This is a genomic window from Photobacterium rosenbergii, assembly GCF_033022775.1.
GTDB classification, from domain to species: domain Bacteria; phylum Pseudomonadota; class Gammaproteobacteria; order Enterobacterales; family Vibrionaceae; genus Photobacterium; species Photobacterium rosenbergii_A.
This window is the reverse complement of the sequence record NZ_JAWJZI010000007.1, coordinates 88,190-94,967: the sequence shown is the minus strand read 5'-3', so window position 1 is coordinate 94,967 and position 6,778 is coordinate 88,190. Positions and strand designations below refer to the sequence as shown.

4 protein-coding genes and 1 tRNA gene are annotated in these 6,778 nt (G+C 48.0%); 4 read left to right on the top strand and 1 reads right to left on the bottom strand.

Going from position 1 to position 6,778, the window contains the following annotated elements; translation table 11 throughout:
- Nucleotides 1–19 precede the first annotated feature (19 nt).
- Nucleotides 20–104 (bottom strand) — tRNA-Tyr (locus R2X38_RS17190).
- Between the two features lie 225 nt (nt 105–329).
- Here R2X38_RS17190 and R2X38_RS17185 point away from each other — a divergent pair.
- The 4 genes from R2X38_RS17185 (at nt 330) to R2X38_RS17170 (ending at nt 6,770) form a co-directional block, all read left to right on the top strand.
- Complete coding sequence (locus R2X38_RS17185; protein ID WP_317523554.1) at nt 330–1,433, top strand: efflux RND transporter periplasmic adaptor subunit; 1,104 nt, start codon at nt 330–332, stop codon at nt 1,431–1,433.
- Entirely contained in the window at nt 1,433–4,570 is a 3,138-nt protein-coding gene (locus R2X38_RS17180) for a multidrug efflux RND transporter permease subunit (RefSeq protein ID WP_317523553.1), read from the top strand. Before R2X38_RS17185 ends, R2X38_RS17180 begins: the two co-directional genes overlap by 1 nt.
- 455 nt (nt 4,571–5,025) lie before the next feature.
- Nucleotides 5,026–5,775 carry an ETEC_3214 domain-containing protein gene (locus R2X38_RS17175; protein WP_317523552.1) on the top strand — a complete coding sequence of 250 codons (750 nt, stop codon included), beginning with the start codon at nt 5,026–5,028 and terminating at the stop codon, nt 5,773–5,775.
- The gene (locus R2X38_RS17170; protein ID WP_317523551.1) at nt 5,775–6,770 is read left to right on the top strand and encodes an LPP20 family lipoprotein; all 996 of its coding nucleotides are present in this window, start codon (nt 5,775–5,777) and stop codon (nt 6,768–6,770) included. The genes R2X38_RS17175 and R2X38_RS17170 overlap by 1 nt, the downstream gene beginning before the upstream one ends.
- The last annotated feature ends 8 nt before the right edge of the window (nt 6,771–6,778 follow it).

Here is a 6,778-nt window from a genome sequence, read left to right as displayed (position 1 = left end):
TTGCCGTTTTCAGTAATGATGGTGGAGGGGGACGGATTCGAACCATCGAAGGCGGAGCCGGCAGATTTACAGTCTGCTCCCTTTGGCCACTCGGGAACCCCTCCACAAGTGCGGAGCGCATAGTAGCAAACCGAGATGTTCTGTAAACCCTTTTCCTCACTATTTTTGTCTGCTTGCTGCTATTTTCATCATATTGTTGATTGAGATGGCGTTATTGGCGTTTTCTGACGCTTTGGTAAATGTGACATTGCTTTTCTTTACACTTCTTTACCCCGCTTAAGGGTCGGTTCAGATATCATTCCCTCAGTTTATAAAAAATGGATTCCACAATGAAAAAGGTCCTTGTTGCGGCAATGGTGACTGCCGCATTAACAGGTAGCGGTTATTTCTACTTCCAGAGTCAGTCAGTGGCAGCCGAACAGCCGGGTGGCCGCTCGGCACGTGAGATCCCGGTAACGCTCGGTGAAGTCAGTGCCCATCCTGTAGCCCAATCGCTGTCTTTAGTTGGTAAGCTTGAGGCGCAGCGCTCGGTTAATGTGGCGACCCAAGTCGCGGCCCGTGTCGAGCAAATTGCGATAGGGGTAAATAGCAAGGTCGAAAAAGGCGAGTTGTTGGTCCAGCTTGATGATGCCAAGCCGAAAGCGGCTTATGCCGAAGCGCAAGCTTACCTCAATGACGAGAAGCGTAAGTACAACGAATACCAGAAGCTGGTTAGCCGAGGTGCGATCACCCAAACCGAACTGGATGCTCAGCTAGCCAGCGTCAATATTGCCGATGCTCGTCTAAAAGCAGCAAAAGCAGATTTGGATGATCACGCTATCCGTGCTCCGTTTAGCGGCACCGTTGGCTTGGTGGACTTCAGTGAAGGCCATATGCTGACGGTAGGTAGCGAGCTGTTCTCGCTCGATGATTTGTCTTCTATGCGATTGGATATCCAGATACCTGAGCAGTACCTCTCTTTCCTGCGTGAAGGCATGGTGGTAGAAGCAACCAGCCAGGCGTGGCAAGGCCGTTCATTCAGCGGAGAAATCAAAGCGATTGACTCCCGCGTCCAGGCTGACTCCCTCAATATCCGTGTCCGGGTAGTGTTTGATAACCAGGAAGGCTTGCTTAAGCCGGGTATGCTGATGGCGGCCAATATTGGTTTTGCACCGCAGGATGCCGCAGTGATCCCGGTACAGGCTCTCGAGTATTCTGGTACCAAACGCTTTGTGTACTTGGTAGATGAAGCGGGTAAAGCCCACCGGACGGAAGTACAGCTGGGTGCCCGGGTGGAAAACGAAGTGGTGATCGAATCCGGGATCGGCATTGGCGATCGCATTGTGGTCCAGGGACTGGTCAATATGCGCGACGGGGTGCAGGTCAATGACATCATGGCCCAGAAGACCCAAGGCGCGCCTGAGCAACAAGGCCCAACAGGAGATGAAGTTTAATGTGGTTATCTGATGTATCGGTAAAGCGTCCGGTTGTCGCTATCGTTCTCAGCTTGCTGTTGGTGGTATTTGGCTTGGTGTCTTTCTCCAAGCTTTCCGTTCGCGAAATGCCAGATGTAGAAAACCCGGTTGTAACGGTATCAACCAGCTATTCCGGGGCTTCGGCCACTATTATGGAAAGCCGGATCACCACAGTGCTTGAAGATCAGCTGTCGGGGATCAGTGGTATCGAGAGTATTACTTCCACTACCCGTAACGGTTCATCACGAATTACGATTGAATTCGAGCTAGGCTGGAACCTTACCGAAGGGGTCAGTGATGTGCGGGATGCGGTATCGCGTGCCCAGCGTCGCCTGCCAGATGAAGCTGATGATCCCGTGGTATCGAAAGATAACGGTTCGGGCGAGCCTGCGGTGTATATCAACCTTACCTCGAGTGTGATGGACCGTACCCAGCTGACCGATTATGCCGAGCGTGTTCTGATGGACCGCTTCAGCCTGATCAACGGCGTGAGCTCAGTAAACCTCAGCGGTGCTTTATACCGCGTCATGTACGTCAAGTTGATGCCAGACCAGATGGCTGGCCGGGGCGTGACCACCAATGATATCGTTAGTGCCCTGAAACTGGAGAACGTCGAGTTACCGGGCGGTGAAGTGCGTAATGACACCACCACCATGTCGGTACGTACTGCGCGTTTGTACCAAGATGCGTCAGACTTCGATTATCTCGTGGTGCGCACTGCCGAAGATGGCTCGCCAATCTACCTCAAAGATGTCGCCGAGGTGGGTATTGGTGCGCAGAACGAAAATGCCACCTTTAAAAACAACGGTGTCTCGAACCTGAGCCTAGGTATGGTGACCATGACCGATGCCAACCCGCTCAATGTTTCCAAGGCGGTATACGAAGAAGTGGAGCGGATGCAGCGCTTCTTGCCGGAAGGTACTGAGTTGTATGTCGACTATGACTCGACGATCTTTATCGACCGCTCAATTCAAGAGGTATATAGCACGCTGTTTGTAACCGGTTTGCTGGTCGTGCTGGTGCTTTACATCTTTATCGGTCAAGCGCGTGCGACTCTGATCCCTGCTATTACCGTGCCGGTCTCACTGATCTCCGCCTTTATGGTGGCGTACTTCTTGGGTTTCTCTATTAACCTACTGACTCTAATGGCATTGATCCTCGCTATCGGTCTGGTGGTCGATGATGCTATCGTGGTGGTGGAAAATATTTATCACCATATTGAGCGAGGCGAACCACCATTGCTGGCTGCCTATAAAGGTACCCGTGAGGTAGGCTTTGCGGTAGTCGCGACCACAGTGGTATTGGTCATGGTATTCCTGCCGATTTCCTTTATGGACGGTATGGTTGGCCCGCTATTTACCGAGTTTGCGGTATTGCTGGCGATGGCGGTGATCTTCTCGTCGATTATCGCACTGACGCTAAGCCCGGTACTGGGCAGTAAACTGCTTAAAGCCAATGTGAAGCCGGGCAAGTTCAACCTGTGGGTTGATCGTATGTTCGGTCGATTGGAGAAAGCGTACCGTAAGGTTGTAACGGCTTCTGTCCGTTACCGCTATGGTGCACCGTTTATCGTGCTGGCATTCGTCGGGCTTAGCGTTGTACTGATGAAAACCGTACCGTCGCAGCTGGCGCCACAGGAAGATCGCGGTGTTATCTTTGCCTTTGTTAAAGGCGCGGAAGGTACCAGTTATAACCGTATGGTCGGCAACATCGAAGAAGTGGAAGAGCGCCTGCTGCCGATGGTTGGCCAGGGCGTGATAAAGTCTGTTTCTATCCAGACGCCTGCCTTTGGTGGCCGGGCGGGAGACCAAACCGGCTTTGTGATCATGCAGCTGGAGAACTGGGAAGACCGTGATGTTTCTGCTGCCGATGCACTGGATACTGTGCGTAAAAAACTGCAGGGGATCCCGGATGTCCGTGTATGGCCATTTATGCCAGGTTTCCGCGGTGGCTCTTCAGAGCCTATCCAGTTCGTGCTAAACGGTGCGGATTACAACGAGCTGTTCCAGTGGGCCAGCAAGCTGAAAGATATTGCCGATGATAACCCGATGATGGAAGGTGCGGATCTCGATTACGCAGAAACTACCCCTGAGCTGGTGGTTTCGGTTAACCGCGAACGCGCCGCTGAGTTAGGCATTCCGGTCAATGATATTGCCGAGACCTTGGAAATCATGTTGGGTGGCCGCAGCGAAACGACTTTCATCGACCGCGGTGAAGAATACGACGTTTATCTGCGTGGTGATGAAAATAGCTTCAACAACGCCTCTGATCTGAGCCAGATCTATGTGCGTACCCGCACCGGTCAGCTGATCACGTTGGAGTCTCTGGCTAAAGTGGAAGAAGTGGCCTCGGCACAGCGCCTGAGCCATAACCAGAAGCAGAAGTCGATCACCCTGAAAGCCAACTTGGTCCCGGGCTATACCCTCGGACAGGCACTGGACTTCTTGGATGAACAAGCCTTGTCGATGCTGCCAAGTGATATCGTGATTGATTATGCCGGCGAGTCGAAGGACTTCCGTGAAAATCAGAGCAGTATCCTGTTGGTCTTCGGCCTGGCGCTGCTGGTTGCCTACTTGGTACTGGCGGCCCAGTTCGAAAGTTTCATCAATCCGATGGTGGTGATGCTGACCGTCCCGATGGGGATATTCGGTGGCTTGGCTGGCCTAATGATTATGGATCAGAGCCTGAATATCTTCAGCCAGATCGGTATGATCATGCTGATCGGTATGGTAACCAAGAACGGTATCTTGATTGTCGAGTTCGCCAACCAGCTACGTGATAAAGGTATCCCGTTCGAGCAGGCGATTATCGATGCCTCTGAGCGCCGCCTGCGTCCAATCCTGATGACAGCGTTTACGACCCTGTTTGGCTCGGTACCGCTGATCCTCTCAACCGGAGCCGGTTCTGAAAGCCGCATTTCGGTCGGTGTGGTGGTGTTCTTCGGGATGGCGTTTGCGACCTTCGTGACCTTGGTTGTCATTCCGGCGATGTACCGCTTGATGGCTGCTAATACTAAGTCGCCGGGCTATGTGGCTGAGCAGCTTGAGAAAGCGCTCAAGCAAGATCACCAAGCCTCTGAGAGCGATGAAAATGGGTTAGTAACCGAAACAAGCTAACGGTTAGCCTTGCCATTTCTCCCTCACTTAAAGAGCTGTCTTTACAGGGCGGCTCTTTTTATTTTCTTTGCTTTTTATGAATAGCTATTCGTATGTGTTTGATTAAGCGCTATATGCACCTCGTCAATAATTTGGCGGAATGGGGGAGAAAATGTGATGTGGTTCATTAATTAATAATACCTATAAGGAATTGCTGAAAATAAAAAAGACTGTTTTATTTTTTGATGAGTTAATATTTTTATAGTAAAACTAACTTATAAATAGTTTTAATATTAATATTATTTAATTTAAATGATCATTAAATGATCAAATCCGATCTTATTTGGCTGAATTGTAAGCGGTTAATTGCTTGCAGTATTGAATGCTATTGTCTTGATAAATAGTATATTTTGTTAATGTAAATTCTGCTGTTTTTTACCAGCAGTGAACCCATCATTATTAAAAAATATAAAATCATGCACAGTGAAGATTCTGTTTCATCATCCAAAACTAACTTTTGGATAAAAATGCATAGTATTGCTTTGGCTATTGTTGCCGTCATGCTTTCTTTAGGTCAGTGGAATGACACCAAAGATGCTGTCGAAATGATTTATGAGTCCATCATTACCAATTGGACAAATGAAATCGAATATGAGCAACTGTCAAAAATTAAAGTGGGACAAACTGAAAGTTATATTGATGAATTAATGGGTGTAGCTCAGGCATCGAAAACATCGAAGCTAAACCCTGATGTGACTTTTTATTATTATGGTGAAGAAAAGTACTTACTTACCATAGCGATTAAGCAGAAAAGGGTAGCTGGATACAGTGTTACTGCGCTAAAAGATCACTTTTCAATGACGGTGCCTTTTACCGAATTAACCTTGCTTGATACACCCGTTTCGGCACTGAACAATGAGCTTGAAAACTATTTTACTGACAACGGTAACCTCGACTATTACGCCGAGTCTTATTCGTTAGGTCGCAACGCGATGTTTTACAACTTGGCCATTGGCATCGTTGATTATGGCTTGATGGCTGCAGATGCTTCTCAGCAGCTGCAGGTGGTTAACCATCGGCTAAACAGTGGGGCTGAAGTCGCCTTTGATGAGCTCGATGTCTTGCGTGCTTCAACGCCGAACTTCTATGCGATCTCCGAGCTGCCTGCCGATGTGATGGTGGAAGCAATGCTCACACGTTTTGAATTTACAGCATTTTTTAACTAATGAGCATTGAATTAATGAAGATGAAAAGCCTCTTGGCGTTAGCAGGTGGCTTGCTGCTTGCCGGCTGCCAGTCAACCCACACACCTGACTGGGTATTGAACCAAACACCTGATACTAACATGTCGTTTTACGCTGTTGGTCATGGTGGTACAGTGCGTAACGCCAAAAACTTGGCGATGGATAATATTAACCAAAAGCTTTGGACACAGGTTGAATCATCCGGTTCATTACGTCAGGTTGTACGCGATGTAAATGGTAACGAAGATTATCTGACTCAAAGTGATACCAATGTAAATGTGAAGACAGCACCATTGGTACTGACGGGTGTTCAATATAACCGTACAGAACAAAGCGATGGTATTTATTATGTGGAAGCGAGTATTTCACGCACAAATATTATTCACCAGCTCAATCAAGAATTGAACTCGATTGATGAAGACGCCAACACCGAGTTACTTAAGTTAAAGCATAGTGATCCATTAATGTGGTGGTTGGAAAACCGTGATACGCAGTCGATAAAGAAAAATATGCTGACTCGTAAAGCCATGTTACTTGCAGCAAGTAATGGTAATGAGAATGGCGTATCGATGGATAATGTTATTAAGCTAGAACGCCAGGCTAACAAAACAAAAAGCCAATTATTGTTCAGTGTAAAAGCTACTAAAAGTGATGTAATGATGAGTGACTTTATTAAGCATCATTTATCTGAAAAGCATGTTGCGGTGACAACTAGCTCGAACAAGAACAATGGTGCAACTCATCAAATTACTCTGGCAACAAACTGGCGCCAGAGCAAAGTCGGCGATGCTTACATCACGACAGTTATCATTAATCTCGCGCTTAAAAATAAAAATGGTAAAACCATTGCCAGTCGCGAAGTGATTGCTACCGGGAACTCTATTTCGAACTTTGCCCGTTCTAAAGAGAGCGCTTCTCGCCACTTTTCTGCCCAAATGAGTGACCAAGGAATATGGCACTTTTTAGGTTTAGTTTAACTCTATTA

Bases quoted from the DNA above. Each gene is read 5' to 3' on its own strand.
- R2X38_RS17185 (WP_317523554.1), top strand. From the start codon at position 330: ATGAAAAAGGTCCTTGTTGCGGCAATGGTGACTGCCGCATTAACAGGT.
- R2X38_RS17180 (WP_317523553.1), top strand. From the start codon at position 1,433: ATGTGGTTATCTGATGTATCGGTAAAGCGTCCGGTTGTCGCTATCGTT.
- R2X38_RS17175 (WP_317523552.1), top strand. From the start codon at position 5,026: ATGCACAGTGAAGATTCTGTTTCATCATCCAAAACTAACTTTTGGATA.
- R2X38_RS17170 (WP_317523551.1), top strand. From the start codon at position 5,775: ATGAGCATTGAATTAATGAAGATGAAAAGCCTCTTGGCGTTAGCAGGT.